20 protein-coding genes are annotated in these 18,031 nt (G+C 67.3%); 8 read left to right on the plus strand and 12 right to left on the minus strand.

Translation table 11 applies throughout. The features are described from left to right. Positions 1-7: 7 nt before the first annotated feature. From ED92_RS38000 to ED92_RS38030, 7 genes are read right to left on the minus strand one after another with little or no spacing between them, the layout of a single operon-like run. The gene (locus ED92_RS38000) at positions 8-460 is read right to left on the minus strand and encodes a MaoC family dehydratase (protein WP_037347209.1); all 453 of its coding nucleotides are present in this window, start codon (positions 458-460) and stop codon (positions 8-10) included. Beyond that, positions 457-1,671: an acetyl-CoA C-acetyltransferase gene (locus ED92_RS38005; RefSeq protein ID WP_037347210.1), complete on the minus strand. Its 1,215-nt coding sequence runs from the start codon at positions 1,669-1,671 to the stop codon at positions 457-459. Before ED92_RS38005 ends, ED92_RS38000 begins: the two co-directional genes overlap by 4 nt. Continuing rightward, positions 1,664-2,527, minus strand: coding sequence for a MaoC family dehydratase N-terminal domain-containing protein (locus ED92_RS38010; protein ID WP_037347212.1), 864 nt, complete (start codon positions 2,525-2,527; stop codon positions 1,664-1,666). Before ED92_RS38010 ends, ED92_RS38005 begins: the two co-directional genes overlap by 8 nt. Beyond that, on the minus strand, positions 2,527-3,255 hold the full coding sequence (gene fabG, locus ED92_RS38015) for a 3-oxoacyl-ACP reductase FabG (RefSeq protein ID WP_037347213.1): 729 nt from the start codon (positions 3,253-3,255) through the stop codon (positions 2,527-2,529). The genes ED92_RS38010 and fabG overlap by 1 nt, the downstream gene beginning before the upstream one ends. Positions 3,256-3,264: 9 nt before the next feature. After that, positions 3,265-4,413: an acyl-CoA dehydrogenase family protein gene (locus ED92_RS38020; protein WP_037347214.1), complete on the minus strand. Its 1,149-nt coding sequence runs from the start codon at positions 4,411-4,413 to the stop codon at positions 3,265-3,267. Beyond that, positions 4,410-5,246, minus strand: a complete 837-nt coding sequence (locus tag ED92_RS38025; protein ID WP_037347215.1) for a CoA ester lyase — start codon at positions 5,244-5,246, stop codon at positions 4,410-4,412. The genes ED92_RS38020 and ED92_RS38025 overlap by 4 nt, the downstream gene beginning before the upstream one ends. Beyond that, complete coding sequence (locus ED92_RS38030; RefSeq protein ID WP_037347217.1) at positions 5,243-6,400, minus strand: acyl-CoA dehydrogenase family protein; 1,158 nt, start codon at positions 6,398-6,400, stop codon at positions 5,243-5,245. Before ED92_RS38030 ends, ED92_RS38025 begins: the two co-directional genes overlap by 4 nt. A 10-nt stretch (positions 6,401-6,410) precedes the next feature. Here ED92_RS38030 and ED92_RS38035 point away from each other — a divergent pair, with 10 nt between their 5' ends. Both ED92_RS38035 and ED92_RS38040 read left to right on the plus strand, forming a co-directional pair. Next, positions 6,411-7,172, plus strand: a complete 762-nt coding sequence (locus tag ED92_RS38035) for a GntR family transcriptional regulator (RefSeq protein ID WP_081976060.1) — start codon at positions 6,411-6,413, stop codon at positions 7,170-7,172. Between the two features lie 29 nt (positions 7,173-7,201). Continuing rightward, a complete protein-coding gene (locus ED92_RS38040; RefSeq protein WP_037347219.1) occupies positions 7,202-7,462 on the plus strand; it encodes a hypothetical protein in 261 nt (86 codons plus the stop codon). A 68-nt stretch (positions 7,463-7,530) separates the two neighbouring features. On the opposite strand, the gene ED92_RS38045 is transcribed toward ED92_RS38040, so the two are convergent. Then, positions 7,531-8,223, minus strand: a complete 693-nt coding sequence (locus ED92_RS38045; protein WP_200882801.1) for a GntR family transcriptional regulator — start codon at positions 8,221-8,223, stop codon at positions 7,531-7,533. 114 nt (positions 8,224-8,337) lie between these two features. Here ED92_RS38045 and ED92_RS38050 point away from each other — a divergent pair, with 114 nt between their 5' ends. Further along, positions 8,338-9,525 (plus strand): CaiB/BaiF CoA-transferase family protein, encoded by a 1,188-nt coding sequence (locus ED92_RS38050; protein ID WP_037347221.1) that lies wholly within the window; start codon positions 8,338-8,340, stop codon positions 9,523-9,525. On the opposite strand, the gene ED92_RS38055 is transcribed toward ED92_RS38050, so the two are convergent. Then, on the minus strand, positions 9,480-10,337 hold the full coding sequence (locus ED92_RS38055) for an alpha/beta fold hydrolase (RefSeq protein WP_037347470.1): 858 nt from the start codon (positions 10,335-10,337) through the stop codon (positions 9,480-9,482). The two genes, ED92_RS38050 and ED92_RS38055, sit on opposite strands and share 46 nt — an antisense overlap. A 91-nt stretch (positions 10,338-10,428) precedes the next feature. Here ED92_RS38055 and ED92_RS38060 point away from each other — a divergent pair, with 91 nt between their 5' ends. The 4 genes from ED92_RS38060 to ED92_RS38075 are packed head-to-tail and all read left to right on the plus strand — an operon-like array spanning position 10,429 to position 14,905. Then, the gene (locus tag ED92_RS38060; RefSeq protein WP_037347222.1) at positions 10,429-11,322 is read left to right on the plus strand and encodes a CoA ester lyase; all 894 of its coding nucleotides are present in this window, start codon (positions 10,429-10,431) and stop codon (positions 11,320-11,322) included. 37 nt (positions 11,323-11,359) lie between these two features. Continuing rightward, positions 11,360-11,821 carry a MaoC family dehydratase gene (locus ED92_RS38065; RefSeq protein ID WP_037347224.1) on the plus strand — a complete coding sequence of 154 codons (462 nt, stop codon included), beginning with the start codon at positions 11,360-11,362 and terminating at the stop codon, positions 11,819-11,821. Positions 11,822-11,823: 2 nt separating this feature from the next. After that, positions 11,824-13,734, plus strand: coding sequence for an AMP-binding protein (locus ED92_RS38070; protein WP_037347227.1), 1,911 nt, complete (start codon positions 11,824-11,826; stop codon positions 13,732-13,734). Between the two features lie 10 nt (positions 13,735-13,744). Next, positions 13,745-14,905 (plus strand): acyl-CoA dehydrogenase family protein, encoded by a 1,161-nt coding sequence (locus tag ED92_RS38075; RefSeq protein ID WP_037347230.1) that lies wholly within the window; start codon positions 13,745-13,747, stop codon positions 14,903-14,905. Between the two features lie 90 nt (positions 14,906-14,995). On the opposite strand, the gene ED92_RS42630 is transcribed toward ED92_RS38075, so the two are convergent. From ED92_RS42630 to ED92_RS38080, 3 genes are all read right to left on the minus strand, one after another. Next, positions 14,996-15,448, minus strand: coding sequence for a hypothetical protein (locus ED92_RS42630; protein WP_152611134.1), 453 nt, complete (start codon positions 15,446-15,448; stop codon positions 14,996-14,998). A 12-nt stretch (positions 15,449-15,460) separates the two neighbouring features. Beyond that, positions 15,461-15,847, minus strand: a complete 387-nt coding sequence (locus ED92_RS42635) for a hypothetical protein (RefSeq protein ID WP_152611135.1) — start codon at positions 15,845-15,847, stop codon at positions 15,461-15,463. Between the two features lie 179 nt (positions 15,848-16,026). After that, on the minus strand, positions 16,027-16,914 hold the full coding sequence (locus ED92_RS38080) for a helix-turn-helix domain-containing protein (RefSeq protein WP_037347231.1): 888 nt from the start codon (positions 16,912-16,914) through the stop codon (positions 16,027-16,029). 145 nt (positions 16,915-17,059) lie between these two features. Between ED92_RS38080 and ED92_RS38085 the strand changes: the two genes are divergently transcribed. Continuing rightward, entirely contained in the window at positions 17,060-17,977 is a 918-nt protein-coding gene (locus ED92_RS38085) for an alpha/beta hydrolase (protein ID WP_037347233.1), read from the plus strand. Positions 17,978-18,031: the final 54 nt, after the last annotated feature.

Here is an 18,031-nt window from a genome sequence, read left to right on the forward strand (position 1 = left end):
ATCACCTTCAGCTGACGACGACGAGGGTTTCGGCGACACAGGCCGGTTTGGCCGCGCCGTCGAGTTCGACGACGTAGCGGGTCGTCACCGTCACCCCGGCCGTTCCGGGCTGGAGGTCGGTGAAGGTCGCGCTGGCGCGCAGCCGGGAGCCGACAGGGACCGGAGCAGGGAAACGGACCTTGCCGAGTCCGTAGTTGATCCGCGCCGTGCCGAAGTCCAGCCGGTACAGCTCTTTCGCGAACCGTGGGATCAGCGACAGCGTCAAGAAGCCGTGCGCGATGGTCGCCCCGAACGGGCCTGAGGCGGCTTTCGCCGGGTCGGTGTGGATCCATTGGTCGTCTTCGGTGGTTGCTGCGAAGGCGTCGATCCGGAGCTGGTTGATGGTCAGCCATTCGGTGGGGCCGATCTCCTGACCGAGCGCTGCTTGGACTTCTTCGGCGGATGCGAAAACCCGGGTCACGATGTCACCTTCTCGAACACCGCGGCCAGTCCCTGACCGCCGCCGATGCACATGGTCTCCAGTGCGTAGCGCGCGTCGCGGCGGTGGAGTTCACGTGCCAGCGTGGCGAGGATCCGGGTGCCCGTGGCGCCGACGGGGTGACCCAGCGAGATACCGGAGCCGTGTACGTTGAGCCGCTCGAAGTCGGACTCACCGAAGCCCCATTCCCGCGTGCAGGCCAGGACCTGAGCGGCGAACGCCTCGTTCAGTTCGACGAGGTCCAGGTCCGCGAACTTCAGGTCGGCCTTCGCGAGCGCGGCCGCGGTGGCGGGAACGGGGCCGATGCCCATGATCTTCGGGGCGACCCCGGCGACGCCGTAGGAGACGAGCCGTACCAACGGGCGCAGGCCGAGCTCGGCAGCCCGCTCGGGATGGGTGACGACGCAGACGGCCGCCGCGTCGTTCTGGCCGCTGGCGTTGCCGGCGGTCACCGTCGCTTCGGGATCCTGCTTGCCCAGAACGGGGCGCAGCGTGGCGAGGGTCTCGGGGGTGGTGTCGGCACGCGGGTGTTCGTCGGTGTCGACGACGACGGTGCCCTTCTTGGTCTCCACCGGGACCGGGATGATCTCCTCGGCGAACACCCCGGACTTCTGCGCGGCGACCGCGCGCTGGTGCGAGGTGAAGGCGAGCCGGTCCTGTTCTTCGCGGGTGATCCCGTAGTCGCGCCGGAGATTCTCGGCGGTTTCCAGCATTCCTCCCGCGACCGGGTAGTGCTTGCCACCGGGTGTGGCGCGGCCGCGGTTGAGCGCGTCATGCAGCATCACCCCGCCGCCCTTGGCGCCCCAGCGCAGGTCGGTGGCGTAGAAGATGACGTTGCTCATGCTCTCCGCGCCGCCCGCCACGATCACGTCGCTGACCCCGGCCTGCACCTGGAGGGCGGCCTGGACCACGGATTGCAGCCCGGAGCCGCACCGCCGGTCGACCTGCATGCCCGGCACGGTCACCGGCAGCCCGGCGTCGAGTGCGGCCACGCGGCCGATAGCGGGCGCTTCCGCGCTGGGATAGCAGTGGCCGAGGATGACGTCGTCGATGGCTTCGGGGTCGATCCCGGTGCGCTCGAGCAGTCCGGTGAGCGCGATGGTGGCGAGGTCGGCGGCCGGGACACTCTTCAGCGAGCCGCCGAAGCGGCCGATCGGGGTCCTGACGGGTTCGCAGATGACGGCGTCACGCATGGGGAGTGCCTTCCTCGTACAGTTCGACTTCCAGGCTGGTCCGTGGGCCTGCGGGGACGCCGCCAGGACCGAAGAGACCGAGCTGCCCCGCTTCCGCCCGGAGCTGAGCGGGTTCACCGCAGAACAGCGGCGCGTTGTTGCGGTGACTCAAGCGCTTCACCCGGGCGCCGGGGTGGTCCAGGCGCAGGGTCTCGGCGAGGGCGAGGGACATCAGCGGGCCGTGCACGACCAGACCGGGGTAGCCCTCGGCGCGGGTGGCGTAGGGCCAGTCGTAGTGGATGCGGTGCGGGTTGGCGGTGGCCGCCGAGAACCGCATCAGCAGTGTCGGATCCGTGGCGAAGTCCCATGTGCCCGCCTCGGCGCGGCGGAACGGTGCGCCGACGGGGTCGAAGTCGGCCGGTTTCGGCTCGGCGGACGTGCCGCGGTCTCGGTAGATCAGGTCCTGCCGCTCTTCCACGCACAACGCGCCATCCTCCGTGGACAGACGAGTACGCACGACGACGATCACCAGACGACCCGATCGTCCCGACTTCTCCGTCACGGAGTCCACTGTGGATTCGCGACGCACGGTGGCGCCGATCTTCAGCGGGGCGTGGAAGGTCACCTCGCCGCCGGCGAACATCCGCCGCGGCAGGTCCACCGGCGGCAGGAACGTGCCGCGCGCCGGATGCCCGTCGTTGCCCAGCTCCGAGGAGACGGGCCAGCGGGGGAGAGCGACCCAGTGCCATAGCGGCGGCAGGTCGTCGCCGGGCAGCGGGGCGGGCAGCCCGTCGTCGAACAGGGCGGCGAGCGCCGCGACCGGCGCCGGATCGACCAGCTCGCGGGTGGTGACGGTGTGCGGAGCCCACTGCTCCATCACATGAACCTTCCGCCGGTCACTTCCAGCACCGTGCCGGTCATGTAGGACGACAGGTCCGAGGCCAGGAACAGGGCCACCGAGGCGATCTCGCCGACCTCACCGGCCCGGCCCATCGGGATCTCGGCCATCTTCTGGTCCCACACCTTGGCGGGCATCGCCTCGGTCATCGCGGTGCGGATCAGCCCGGGCTGGATGGCGTTGACGCGGACGCCGTGGTGGGCGAGTTCCTTCGCCGCGGCCTTGGTCAGTCCGACGATGCCCGCCTTGGCCGCGGAATAGTTCGTCTGGCCGACCATGCCGACTTTGCCCGAGAGCGACGAGATGTTCACGATCGAGCCGCGGCTGCGTTCGCGCATGATCGCCGCGGCCTTGCGGACGCCGTTCCAGCTGCCCTTGAGGTGCACGTTGATCACTTGGTCGAACTGGTCTTCGGTCATCTTGCGCAGCGTCGCGTCGCGGGTGATCCCGGCGTTGTTGACCAGGATGTCCACAGGAGAGAAGGTGTCTTCGGCGGCGGCCAGCAATGCGTCGACGTCGTCGGCTTTGGTCACGTCGCAGCGGACACCGATGCCGCCGAGTTTCTCGGCGGCGCGTGCGGCGGCGTCGCCGTCGAGGTCGCCGAGCACCACACGGGCGCCTTCGGCGGCGAACAGTTCGGCGATGGCGAGCCCGATTCCTTGGGCTCCGCCGGTGACGACCGCGGTCCGATCGGTCAGCAAGGACATTGTCGTTCCTCAGATCTTGTGGCGGGCGATGAGCTGGGCGGCGATGACGTTGCGCTGGATCTCGTTGGTGCCCTCACCGACGATCATCAGCGGCGCGTCACGGAAGTAGCGCTCGACGTCGTATTCCTTGGAGTAGCCGTAACCGCCGTGCACACGGATGGCATCGAGAGCGACCTGCATCGCCGATTCCGACGCGAAGAGCTTGGCCATCCCGGCTTCCATGTCGGCGCGCTCGCCCGCGTCGAGTTTCTCGGCGGCGTCCAAGGTGAGCAGGCGCGCGGCACGCATCTTGGTGGCCATGTCGGCGAGCAGGTTCCCGACCGACTGGTGCTTCCAGATCGGCTTGCCGAACGATTCCCGCTCCTGCGCGTACCGGACGGCGTCGTTCAACGCGGCCTGTCCGACGCCGAGCGCGCGGGAGGCGACCTGGATCCGGCCGACCTCCAGTCCACGCATCATCTGAGCCCAGCCCTGGTTCGGTGTCCCGCCGAGCACGGCGTCCGCGCCGACCTTGCGGCCGTCGAAGACGATCTCGCACGCCTCGACGCCGCGATAGCCGAGCTTCGGCAGCTTCTTCGAGATCGTCAGCCCATCTCCAGGCTCGACGAGGAGGACGCTCATGCCGCGATGGCTGGGGGAGGCGTCGCGATCGGTGATGCACAGCAGCCCGATGAGCCCGGAGTGGGCGGCGTTGGAGATCCACGTCTTGGAGCCGGTGATCGAGTATCCGTCGCCGTCGGGGGCGGCGTGGGTGCGCATCGCCTGCAGGTCGCTGCCGCCTGCGGGTTCGGTGAGCGCCATGGTGGCGCGGATCGTGCCTTCGGCCATCGCGGGCAGGTATTTCTCCCGCTGTTCCGGCGTGCCGAAGGTCTTGATCAGGTAGGTGATGACGGAATGGCCGCCGATCGCACCGGCCAGGCTCATCCAGCCTCGGGCGAGTTCCTCGGTGACCCGCGCGAAACAGGCAGTGCTGACGTCGACACCGCCGTACTCAGCTGGGGCGAGGAGTCCGAAGAAGCCGAGCTTCTTCATCTCGTCGATGAACTCGGCCGGGTAGACGTCGTCCTCTTCGAACTCGCGGACGCGCGGGCGGACCCGTTCGTCGACGAACTCCGCCACCAGGGCCACCATCTGTTTTTCGTCGTCGGACAGCGTCATCGCCGCAACCCTTCCCTTTCCTGCCGGAGGACGCGCCGCGCGCGATCCAGCACCGGCTTGTCGACCAACTGCCCCTCCACCGCGACCGCACCGTCCCCGGCCGTGGTGACCACCGAATGAGCCCAGCGGATTTCTTCCCGAGACGGGCGAAGCGCCGCCGCGGCCGCCGATACCTGCAGGGGATGCACACACAACTTCCCGGTGAACCCCAGTTGGCGGGCATAGCGGACGTCACCGGTGAGCCGTTCGGTGTTGCGCAGGTCGCCGGTCACCCCGTCCACCGGACCCGGAAGGCCGCCCGCCGCCGACGCGAGAACGAGCGCCCCGCGCGCCGGGGCGAGCGCGTCGACGTCCGCAGGATCGACTCCGAGTTCCGCCGCCAGGTCGAATGTGCCCAGCGCCAGCCGGTGCACATTCGGCACTGACGCGATCTCCCGCGCGTCGAGTACTCCTCGGGCGGTTTCGATCAAGGCAATGAGGACAGGCAACACGCCCAGCTCGCCCGCAGCGGTACGGGCGCTGACCGGGTCGGCTTTGGGCAGCATGACCACGCACCGGAACCGGGCCAGCGCGGCGAGGTCTTCGTCGTGCCACGGAGTGCCGGCCGCGTTGACCCGCACCGCGCAGTGCGGGTGCTCGCCCAGCCAGGCGACAACCTGCTCCCGCGCGTACACCTTGCGATCGGGTGCGACAGCGTCTTCGAGGTCCAGGATGACGAGGTCTGCTTCGGCGCGCTCCGCCTTGGCGAACCGCTCCGGACGATCACCGGGAACGAACAGCAGCGTGGCCGCGTCCCGCACCCGATTCACCAGGCGTTCGGCCCGAGTGGTCATCGCCGGGCTCCGCGCACCAGACCGCCGCCGATGATCAGCCGCTGGATCTCGCTGGTGCCTTCGTAAAGCCGCAGCAACCGGACGTCGCGATAGATCCTTTCGACGGGCATCTCGCGCATGTAACCGCTGCCGCCGTGGATCTGCACGGCGAGGTCGGCGACCTTCCCGGCCATTTCGGTGCAGTACAGCTTCGCCGCGGACGGCCCGATCCGCCGGTCCTCCCCGGACACGTACCGCTTCGCCGTTTCGCGCACCAGCGCGCGCCCTGCCAGCACTCCGGTCTGCTGGTCGGCGAGCATCGCCTGCACCAGCTGGAAGTCACCGATCGCGGTCCCGCCCTGGGTGGCCGTCGCGGCGTGGGCGACCGATTCGTCCAGGGCGCGCTGCGCGGTGCCGACCGCCAGCGCGGCGATGTGCACGCGCCCGCGGGCCAGCGACGTCATCGCGGCGCGATAGCCGGTGTCTTCGTCACCCCCGACCAGGCTTGAGCCAGGCACCCGGACGCCGGTGAACGAGACGTTCGCGGTCCAGGCGCCTTCCTGGCCCATCTTCTTGTCTTTGGCGGCGACTTCGACGCCGGGAGTGTCCGCCGGGACCAGGAAGACCGCGATGCCCGTCCCGGACGCGTCGGCGGGACGGGTGCGGGCGAACACGACGAACAATCCGGCGATGGGCGCGTTGGTGATGAAGCACTTCTCGCCGTCGATCACCCAGTCGTCACCGTCGCGGACCGCCTTGGTGCGCAGTCCCGCGGGGTTCGACCCGGCGCCCGGTTCGGTCAGCGCGAACGAGGCCACGACCTCGCCCGAGGCGATGCGTTCCAGCCACTCCGCTTTCTGCTCGTCGGTGCCGAAGTTCACCAGTACCTGCCCGGCGATGCCGTTGTTGGTGCCGAACATCGACCGCAAGGCCAGCGCGGTGTAGCCGAACTCCATGGCGAGCTCGACGTCTTGGGTCAGGTCGAGCCCGAGTCCGCCCCATTCCTCGGGGATCGCGTAGCCGAACAGTCCCATCTCGGCCACCTGCTCGCGCAGATCGTCGGGGATCGCGTCGGCGTCCATGATCTCCCGCTCGCGCGGCACGACCTTCGCGCGGACGAAGTCGCGAACGAGGGTCAGGATCGGCTTGAAGTCCTCGGGGGTCACGGCTGACATGCTCCACACTATGCATCATCCCGGCGACGAGTACAAAATATATTTTATCAAGTTCTGGTGTCAGAGTGTGCTCCCGAGCTATGTTCACAACGTGAGTCGAGGCAACCTGAACGCCCTAGCCGCCCAGGAGATCAGGCGGCGGATCTTCGCCGGGGAACTCCGGCCTGGTGTCAAGATCGACCAAGGTGCCGTCGCTGAAGCGCTGGGAATCAGCAAGCTGCCGGTTCGCGAGGCGCTGATCGCGCTCGGCCAGGAAGGTGTCGTCGAGCACATCGCCCGGCGAGGGGCATTCGTCGCCAAACTGGCCCGCGACGACATCCGGGATCAGTATCAGGCTTTCGGGCTCGTCTCCGGTTTGGCCGCCGAGCGGGCCGCGGAGAAACTTTGCCAGGAGGACCTTCAGGCACTGACTGATATCACCGACCGGGCGGACTCGGGTGTCGGCCCCGCAGAGCAGGAACGGCTCAACTTCGAGTTCCACCGGCGGATCAACCACGGTTCGGGCTCACGCAGGCTCATCTCGATCCTCGGGGTCCTTGCCAAGACGGTCTCGCACGGGTTTTACGAAGCCCACGAGGACTGGCCCGGGAAGGCGGGGGAAGATCACCGCCGGATCCTGGACGCGTTGTCGGCCCGCTCTGGCCCGCGAGTGCGGGAGGAAGTGGAGAAGCACTTCTCCGACGGCGCCGAGCGGGCTGTCGCCCTGCTGGAAGCGCGGGGATTCTGGGAGGAGGGCGACCTTGACCGCAAGGTAAGTACACGCATAATATAAAATATTATCCAGCAACGCGGGAGGCCCTCATGACCCCGGATCACGAACTGAGTTTCCGGGAGTTGGCGATCCTCCGTGCCGTCGCCGCCGGAAGAGCGGAGATCACCAACAGCAGCGAGCCGGACCTGTTCATCGACGGGCTGCCCTGCTGTGATCAGTACACAGCGCACGGATTAGCTCATCGCATGCTTATTGCGCAGGATCGGCCGGGGCCGGTCGGACGGCGTGTGAGCGCCCGGCTGACGGCGTCGGGGTTCGTGGCGATCGGCGTCCTGGACGAAGTGGCGTGAATTCGAGGGGAGGCGGCGTGCGGGGCGGCGGCCGAAGAGGTTGTCGTCCCGCACGCGACCAGCGACGTCTAGTCCTCGTCGGACCAGAGGCCGCGTTCCTCGAGCATCTTGATGACGCTGTCAGCGCCTTCGAGGATGTGTTGTTCGGCGATGGTCCTGGCCTTGCGGACGTGACGGCCGCGCAGCGCCTGGACCAGTTCCGCGTGGTCGTTGCGGGTGGCCGTGACATGCTCCTCGATCGAAGCGTAGAAGCGGTTCGGCAGATGCTTGACCACTGAACTGAGCAGCAGTGTCAGGCGGTGCGAGTCGGCCGCGAGGTTGATCTGCCGGTGGAAGTCGTGACCGAGGCGGACGAGGGTCTCCTGGTCGCCGGCCTCGACAGCTTTCTCGAAGTCTTCGTTGATGGCTTCGAGGCGGGCGATCTGCTCGGGGGTGATCTTCTTGGCGGCCCGCGCGGCCAGCTCGGAGGAGAACTGTGCCTGCGCCCAGAAGAGGTCACGGATGTCCTGGCGTGAAACCGGAGCGACGACGAAACCGCGGCGCGGCACCAGATCGACGAAGCCTTCGCTGCGTAAGGAGAGCAGGCCTTCACGGACGGGGGTGTTGCTGACGCCCACCGCTTCGGCGATCGGCTCCGTGCGCAGGAACTCACCAGGCTTCACTTGACCGGACATGATGAGTTCGCGCACGTAGGTGGCGACTTCTTCAGGCAGCTGCTGCCGTCCTTCGCCGCTCCGCAGCCTGATCGAGTGGTCGGCCACCCGGCACCTCCCCAAATCGGATGCGAACATCATATACAACGTTCTGTCGATTATGGCACGGCGCCAGTGCCTGGCACGCAGTAACAAACATAATATTTCACCAGGAGGAGTGCGATGACGACCGAGGTGAGCGGGCCGTTGAGCGGGGTGCGTGTGGTCGCGCTCGCCGGAATGGGGCCGACACCGTTCGCGAGCATGCTGTTGGCGGATATGGGGGCCGAGGTCGTGCGGGTGGCGCGTCCGGCGAACCGGCGAGGACGCGCGCTCGGGCAGACCGAAGGGCTGGCGCCGGAGCACGACCTCGCGAACCGCGGTGTCGGAACGATCGAAGCCGATCTCAAAAGTCCCGCCGGAGTCGAATCGGTGCGACGCCTCGTCGAGGTCGGCGACGTGTTCATCGAGGGATACCGACCTGGCGTGGCCGAACGTCTCGGCCTCGGACCGGAAGTACTGACCAGGTGTAATCCCGCGCTCGTGTATGCCCGGTTGACCGGCTACGGCCAGACCGGCCCGCTCGCTCAGCAGGCAGGCCATGACATCAACTACGTCGCACAGTCCGGTGTCCTGCACGCGATGGCCAGAGCGGGGGAGCCACCCCGGCCGCCGATCAACCTGCTCGGCGACTACGCGGGGGGTGCGTTGGTGGCGGCCTACGGCATCGTGTGCGCCCTCCTGGAAGCTCGTATGTCAGGTCGTGGCCAGGTCATCGACGCGGCGATGCTCGACGGTGTCGCGTTGCTGACAGCCAAGTTGCAGGGGTTGCGGGCCGCGGGCCGCTTCAGTGATGAGCCCGGCACCAATTACCTCGACTCCGGCGCGCCGTTCTACGACACCTACCAGTGCGCGGACAGGCGCTTCGTGGCGGTCGGGGCGTTGGAGCCCGACTTCTACCGCGAGTTCGTCACGCGACTCGACGTCGACCTGGTGGAATGGCCTGAGCAGGATGACCGAACAGAATGGCCGCGCCTGCGAAGGCTGATCGCCGAGGCCTTTTCCGCGAAGAGCCGTGACGAGTGGGCCCGGATCTATGAGGGCACCGATGCCTGCGTCACGCCGGTGCTCACGTTCGACGAGGCCGCGGAGCATTCGCACAACGCCGAGCGGGAGGTCTTCCGCCGCGTCGGTGGCGTGTTACATCCGAACCCCGCGCCCCGGCTGGGACGGACACCCGCCCGCGAACCGCAGGCGCCGGCGCCGCGCGCGCTGGATGTGCAAGAGCTGATCAGTGCATGGACGGGCGCGCCGTCTCCGGACAGTCAGGCGCTTTCCACGATATCCGTGGCCAGGAACTCGCGCAGATGAGCGGTGAAAGCGTCGTTGTCGTCCCCGGTGATCATGTGGTCGGCGGGGACGACGACCTGCCGCGCCGTCGGGACCAGGCCGAGGAATTCCGTGGCCGACTCGGCTGTCACGACGTCGGAGTGCAGGCCGCGCACCAGGAGGGTCGGCACTCCGATGCCGTGGGCGGCGCGGTCGAGCCGTTCGGGGGAGTAGTACCCGGCGTCGGCGGTCGGGCCGAGGAACCGCGGATCCCAGTGCCAATACCAGCGGCCGTCCTCACGGCGGCGCAGGTTGCGTTTGAGGCCGTCGAGAGTGCGCGGCCGGGGTCGTCCCGGCCGGTAGGCGGCGATGGCGTCGGCGGCTTCGGCGAGGCTGGCGAAGCCGTGCGGGGCGCCGGTCATGAATCGCTTGACGCGGGACTGGCCGGAGTGCTCGGTGCGGTGGGTGATGTCGACCAGCACGAGCCCGGCCAAGGTGCCAGGTCGTTCGCCCTCGGCGGTGAGCGCGGTGCGCCCGCCCAATGATGCCCCGACCACCACCGGCTTCGTGTCCAGTTGCGAAACGACCGCGTAGAGGTCGGCGGTGAAGTCGTCGAGGGTGTAACGGCCGTCCGGGGACCATTCGCTGTCGCCGTGGCCCCGGGTGTCGAGCGTCCAAGCCTGCCAGCCATCTTCGGCAAGCGAGCGCGCGGTGCGGTTCCAGGAGTGCCGGGTCTGCCCGCCGCCGTGCAGCAACAGCACGGTGCCGCGTCGTGATCCGGATCGTTCCCATCGGTCGGCGCTGAGCCGGAGGTCGTGAGCGCCACGGAAAGTGGTCGCCTCGCGGTGGAGCATGACGGTCACCTCTCGCTTCAGGGCAGGGCCGTAGTATATATTTTATATTTAACGACGGCGAACTGCTCGAGGAAGTCAAGGGAGACGCACGATGAAACCGTATCGCTCGATGCTCTTCGTCCCCGGCCACAAGGCGGCCTGGGCGGACAAGGGCATCGCCTCGGGGGCGGACGCCTTGATCCTCGACCTCGAGGACTCGGTCCCGGCCGCGGAGAAGGATCAGGCGCGTAAGACCGTCGCCGGCACCATCGAACGGCTGACCGCGGACGGGGTGCGCCCCGACCTCTGGGTGCGGGCCAACCCCGAGGTGAGTGGCCTGCTGAGCGCCGACCTCGAAGCCATCGTTCGTCCCGGTCTGGCGGGGCTGTTCCTCGCGAAGGTGTTCACCGCGCGGGAGATCGTTCGCCTCGACGGCGTCCTGACCCATCTCGAGCAGCGGGACGGACTCGAACCCGGTTCGGTGAAGCTGATCCTGAGCTTCGAGACGGCCACGTCGATGGCGCACTGCGAAGAGATCGCTGCCGCCAGCCCGCGGGTGGCGTCGTTGCTGGGTGCCACGGGGCCGAACGCCGACGTCGGACGTGAGCTCGGTTTCGAGTTCACCCCGGCCGGCTTGGAGACGCTCTACCTGCGCAGCAGGCTGGTGCTCGCGGCCCGGTCGAATGGCCTGCACCATCCGGTGGCCGGCGTGTGGCAGGACATCAAGGATCTAGACGGCTGCCGCCGGTTCTGCCTGGACAACCGCGGGCTCGGCTACCGGGGCCTGGTTGCGATCCACCCGTCGCACGTCGCGGTGGCGAACGAGGTGTTCGCGCCGTCGCCGGAGCAGGTCGAGCAGTCACGTCGGATGATCGCCGCGTTCCGCGAGGCGGAGGCCGCGGGCAGCGCGGCAGTCGACTTCGAGGGGCAGCACATCGACATCGCGCACGTGAAGACGGCCGAAGGTGTCATCGAGTTGGCGGATGCCTTGTCGATCCACGCGTGACGCCAGACATATATAATATTTTTGAAAGGATCATCCAATGGCAGGCCTGTACTTCGAGGAGTTCGAACCCGGGATGGTCATCGACCACCCGACCCGCCGCACCGTCACGGAGGCGGACAACACCCTGTTCAGCGTGATGACGCTGAATCTCGCGCCACTGCACCTGGACGCCGAGTACAGCAAGAACTCGATCTACGGTCAGCGGCTGGTCAACAGCCTGTTCATCCTCGGGCTGGTGTCCGGGGTGACCGTGCCGGAGACGACGCAGGGGACCACGCTCGGCAACCTCGGGTTCGAGCAGATCAAGTTCCCCAAACCGGTGTTCCACGGCGACACCATCCACGTGCGCACCGAGATCGTCAGCAAGCGCGAGTCCAAGAGCCGCGACGACTCCGGCATCGTGATGTTCCGGCACTTCGGGATCAACCAGCGCGACGAGATCGTCTGTGACGCGCTGCGCGCCGGGCTCATGATGAAGCGCCCCGTGAAGCAGGACTGACCATGCCTGACATCGCTTGGGTCCCGGACGACGCGGTCCGGGAACGCAGCCGCCTGCTGGCCGCGCTGCGCCGATGGGGCTTCGCCGGGGTGGAGGACCTGAATCGCCGGGCCATCGCGGACCCGGAGTGGTTCTGGCGCGAGGTGGTCGACGACCTTGGTGTCGAGTTCGCCGAGCCGTTCACCCGGGTGCTGGACGAATCCGCAGGCAAATCGTTCCCTCGGTGGTTCCCCGACGGCCGGATCAATGTCGCGACCTTGGCAGCCCATCGTCACGCGCACTCCGAGAAGCTAGCCGTGGTGTACGAAGGCGACTCGGGACAGCGTCGGACGTTGACCTTCGCCGAGCTGGACGAGCAGGTGCGCCGGTTCGCCGCGAACCTGGCCGCGCTCGGGGTGTCCCGAGGTGATCGGGTCGTGCTGTTCATGCCCGTCGTCCCGGAAGCCGTCGTCGCCTTCCTGGCGATCGCGATGCTCGGCGCGGTGTCGGTCCCGGCCTTCAGCGGCTACGCGTCCGACGCGCTGGCCACCCGGATGCAGGACTCCGAAGCCGTCGCGCTGATCACCGCGGACGGCACCACCCGGCGCGGCAAGCAGATCGGGCTGAAGGCCACCGCCGACGCCGCGGTCGCCGACGCGCCGTCCGTCCGCGCGGTCGTCGTCCTCCGGCACCTGGGCATCGACGTGCCGATGAGCCTCGGGCGCGACGTCTACTACGACGAACTGGACACCGATCCCGCGCCGGTCGAGACCGCGGCCACGGAGTCGAATGACCCGCTCACCATCGTCTACACGTCCGGGACGACCGGGCGGCCGAAAGGCATCGTGCACTCGCACGGCGGGTTCGCGGTCAAGACCGCCACCGACTTCGCTTATGGCTTCGACGTGCATGCCGACGACGTCGTCTGCTGGATCACCGACCTCGGTTGGCTGGTCGGCCCGATGCTGATCGCCGGACCGCTGCAGCTCGGCGCGACGATCGTCATGATCGAGGGGCTGCCCACCCATCCGACGGCGGACCGGCTGTGGGACGTCGTCGAGCGCAACGGCGTGACCGTGCAGGGCATCGCCCCGACAGCAGCGCGCGCCCTGCGGTCCGCGGAGGAGCGGCCCGCGCACGCTCTTGCGACGCTGAGGTCGTTCGTCTCCACCGGTGAAGCGTGGGACGAACCGACCTGGTGGTGGCTGTTCGACCAGGTCGGGAAGCGGCGTATCCCGATCGTCAACTACAGCGGCGGCACCGAGGTCGGCGGCGGCATCCTGATCGGCTATCCGTTCCTGCCCGCCGCGCCGGCGGCGTTCACCGGGCCGCTGCCCGGCGTCGACGCGGCGGTGCTCGACGACGACGGGAAACCGGTCGTGGACGCGATCGGCGAACTGGCGGTCCGCAACACCTTCCCGGGGATGACGCACGCGTTCTGGCAGGACCGGGAGCGCTACCTCGACGCCTACTGGGCGCGGTTCGACGGCGTGTGGGTCCACGGTGACCTGGCGAGTGTGGACGATGAGGGTTCGTGGGTGATCCACGGCCGCTCGGACGACACGCTGAAACTGGCGGGGCGCCGGGTCGGTCCGGCCGAGATCGAGGCCGCGCTGCTGAAGGACGGGCGAGTCGCGGAGGTCGCGGTCATCGGTGCCCCCGACGAACGCCGCGGTCAGCGCGCGGTGGCCTTCGTCGTGCTCCGGGACCAGGACGTCGACCGCGACGACCTGCGCGCGACGGCGCTGGCAAACGCGGGCAAGTCGTTCGCGCCGGCCGTGTACGTCGTGAAGACGTTGCCCAAGACCAAGAACGGCAAGATCATGCGCCGCGCGATTCGATCACGGTTCACCGGCACGCCAGTCGGCGACCTGTCCTCTTTGGACCCGGCGACGCCGTTGGAAGACATCCCCGTCCTCGCGGACGAAGACTAGGAGAGCAGCAATGGCGGAAACCGAGAACACCGTCGAAATCGTCCGGACGGCCACCCGGGAACTGGCCCGGAAGTTCGACAACGACTACTGGCTGGACAAGGACCGCAAGCACGAGTACCCGTGGGACTTCATCAAGGCGTTCGCCGCAGGCGGCTGGCTCGGCGCGATGATCCCTGAGGAGTATGGCGGCATCGGTCTCGGTCTCCGTGAGGCCGCTGTGATGATGAACGAGATCTCGTCCTCGGGTGCGGGGATGAGCGGCGGTTCGGCCATCCATTTCTACGTCTTCCCGCCCGCACCGGTCGTCAAGTACGGCTCGGAGGAGATGAAGCGCGAGTTCCTGCCTCAGCTGGCCTCCGGCGAACTGCTGATGGCGTTCGGCGTCACCGAGCCCGACGCCGGCGTCGACACCTCGCGGATCAAGACCAAGGCCGTGAAGGTGAACGGCGGCTGGAAGGTCAACGGCCAGAAGGTCTTCATCACCAACGCCCAGAACGCGCAGAAGATCCTCCTGCTCGCGCGGACGTCGCCCCGCCGCGACGACAAACCGCTCTGGGGGATGTCGCTGTTCCTCGCCGACATGGATCGTGAGCACATCGCGGTGCGGGAGATCGACAAGCTGGGCCGTGCCGCCATCGACACCAACGAGCTGTTCATCGACGACCTGTTCGTGCCCGAGGAGCGGCTGGTCGGTGAGGTCGACAAGGGGTTCTACTACCTGCTCGACGGCTTGAACCCCGAGCGCATCGTGGTGGGCATGGAGGGCATAGGTCTTGGCCGGGCCGCTTTGGAGCTCGCATCGGAGTACGCGAAGAACCGGGTGGTGTTCGATCGGCCGATCGGGCAGAACCAGGCGGTCGCCCACCCGCTGGCCGACTCGTGGATCCGGTTGGAAGCGGCCGAGGGCATGGCGATGCGCGCGGCGGAGTTGTTCGACGAGGGGAAGCCGTGCGGCCCGGAGGCCGCTGCCGCGAAGTACCTCGGAGCGGAGGCCGGTTTCGAGGCGTGTGACCGGGCGTTCTCGACCCTCGGCGGTTACGCGTACGCCAGGGAGTACCACATCGAGCGGCTGTGGCGGGAGGTCCGTTTGCTGCGCAACGCGCCGTTCTCACAGGAGATGGTGCGCAACTACATCTCGCAGCAGGTGCTCGGCCTGCCGCGTTCGTACTGACTGGTCACCTGAGTTCGGGAGTGGGCGATCTCATCTATCGAGGATCGCCGCTCCCGACCTCGACGGATGGGCGTGGTCCACATCGTGACGTCAATCAGTCAATGTGGTCGCTCCTGCGGTTATGTCTTTGTCCCACACCCTCGGAGAGCTGTAAAGAGCGTCGATGTGGTTGTCGTTGAGGGCGGTTGCGCTCTGTACCCATCGCCGTTCCAGGGATTGCAGTTCGTGTGAGGTCTCCCACGACGGTACGCGACGGCGTTCCAAAATTCGTCGGCAATAGCCTGAGCTGTTGTCGATGCCCACGCTCAGTCGGAGATCGCAGTGTGGCTCCGGGGAAGCAAGATCTATCTCGATCTGCAAGACCAGGTAGCGAAACGGCTCTGTTGTGCCCTCGGGTACCGTCGGCTGCTTCTTCACAGCGCGCCATTCGAGTAGTCCATGGCGCTCGACTGCTGAATACACCGGCTCGTAGCCGGCTTTCTGGTACATCGCCTGAAGCGTCTCCGTCACGCCGTGCAAGAAGCCTGAAATTTCGAAGCCCATCTCATTGCCCTTCTAGCGAACCTCGTGAGCCCAATGTGGGGCCAGGACTGCGTCCAATGGATATCCGCGCGGAAGCAGGTACTGAATACCGAGACCCAGGCCGACCCATTGTGGTCCGCGAATTTCATCGATATATCGTGGATCGATGCGCACGACGTGTGTGCGCGGTATATCGGGTGACGGCAGGTCCAGGTAATGATCGAGATCATCGCAGGACAGTGGGGTCGGGGTGACCCATGTGGGAAGGTTGTCCCGCCCGGTCTCCGGTTCATGGACATGGTAGATGTCGACGTAGCGCAGGAGTTGGCGATTTCCTATCTCTTTGAATACCTGGTCGCCTGACTTTCGCGGCAGGTTCTCAGAAGGCACGGCGTGGTGCGCGATGAGCTTGTCCAGCATTTGCTGATCCATTTGAGTGGCGAGCCAGGCCGCGGAACCCATAATCCACCTCGCGTCATGAGTCTTGATCGATGCCTACAACCGAAGGGTCGGCGAAGTGGAACTGACCGTTTCGGCCGATATTTCATCGTCACCCGACCGCTACCTGGCTGTCGAAGTGGTCGGCAGGGACGCCCCGTTCAGTCCGCCGGGACGGGATTTTCTCCCTGTCGGGTCTTCTCGGTCGCTGCCCAGCTGGCGAGCAGTTGCAGTGCCTCCTGCGACGGCGAGCCCGGTTCCGCGGTGTAACCGATCAGGGTGAGTCCCGCGCTGCCGAGGACGTCGAGGCCTTCAAATCGCAGCGTCAGGTCGCCAACCGCCTGGTGATGGAACGTTTTCGTGCCGCGCCGGTGCGCGACGACGTCGTGTTCGGCCCAGCGGGTGCGGAACGGCTCGCTCCTGGTGGCCAAAGCGCCGACGAGACCGGTCACGTCCTTCGAATACGGCGCGCGGGCGGCCTCGACGTGCAGGAGTGCCACGGAGTCGTCGGCGGCCTTCTCCCAGTCGGGGAAGGTCTCGTCTGCGCGGTCGTCGAGGAAGATGAATCTCGCCAGGTTGGGTGTCCCGGTCGTCCGGTCGAAGACCTCGGAGTAGAGGGCACGGCCCAGGGCGTTCGCGGCGACGATGTCGAGGTGGCCGTTCTGCACGATCGCCGGCGCGGTCACCATGCTGTCGAGCAGCGTCTGGAGTCCTTCCGGGACGGTCTGGCGTGACGACCGTACCCGGCCCGGGCGCTTGCCCGCGTGTTTGGTGGCCGCCCTCGCCAGGTCGAACAGATGTGTCGTCTCGACGTCGTCGAGTTGGAGCGCGGTGGCGATCGAGTGCAGGATCTCGTCGGAGACGCCGGCGACCTGGCCGCGTTCGATCTGGACGTAGTATTCGGTGCTCACTCCGGCCAGCATCGCGACCTCTTCACGCCGCAGACCCGGGACCCGGCGCCGCCTGCCGGACACGAGTCCCACCTGGTCGGGCGCGATTTTCGCACGGCGTGTCATCAGGAAGTCCCTGAGGTCCTTGGCGATCTCCATGACCTGAGCGTAAGCCTGGACCGGACCCTGATGCAGGGGCTGCCAGTACCCCCGATAGAGGGCATCTGCCACACGCGCCCGCGAAGCCGCAATGTGGAGTCGTAGCCCGGAGCGGCCGGGCATGACGACTCTAGGAGCCTTGAGAATGGAAGCCATCACCTTCCCCAACGGCCCGATCACCATGGCGGGCAACCTGTACCTGCCCGCCGACTTCGATCCGAAAGGCAGCTATGCGGCGATCGTCACCGTGCACCCCGGTGGCGGTGTGAAGGAGCAGACCGCCGGCCTTTACGCCTCGAAGCTGGCCGAGCAGGGCTTCGTGGCCCTGGCCTATGACGCCTCCTATCAGGGCGAGTCCGGTGGCGAGCCGCGCTTCCTCGAGGACCCCGCCGCCCGTGTCGAGGACATCCGCGCCGCGGTCGACCACCTGCAGTCTCTCGAGTACGTCGACACGGAGCGGATCGGTGTGTTCGGCATCTGCGCGGGTGGCGGCTACGCCGTCAATGCCACCATGACCGACCACCGGATCAAGGCTGTCGGGACCGTCAGTGTGGTCAACATCGGAAGCGCCTATCGCAAGGGCTGGTTCGGCTCGGATCCCGACTCCGCGGCCGTCCCGACCCTCGACGCCGCCGCGCAGCAGCGTGCCGCCGAGGCGCAGGGCGCGGATGCGGCCTACATCCCCTACGTTCCGGCGGAGACCGACGAGAACACCCCGCGCGACATGGTCGAGGCGCACGACTACTACCTGACCCCCCGCGCCCAGCACGCCAACGCGCAGAACAAGAAGCTCTTCGCCAAGAGCATCAGCCGCATCTTCGCCTTCGACGCCTTCCATCTCGTCGAGGACCTGCTGACCCAGCCGCTGCTGGCGATCGCCGGTGGGGATGCGGGTTCGCTGTGGCACACCACCGAACTGCACGCTCGCGCTCGAAGCCCGAAGAAGCTGGTGGTCGTCGAAGGTGGCACGCACCTGGACTTCTACGACGTCCCGCAGTACGTGAAGCGCGCCGTAGACGAGGCCACGCCGTTCTTCGAGGAAAACCTGTCGAAGGCGGAGTGATCCGTAGTCAGGTTGACCCGGGCGCGGACGCAATTTATATTGTGTATTTTCCGC

Source organism: Amycolatopsis sp. MJM2582 (assembly GCF_000754115.1).
Classification (GTDB): Bacteria; Actinomycetota; Actinomycetes; order Mycobacteriales; family Pseudonocardiaceae; genus Amycolatopsis; species Amycolatopsis japonica.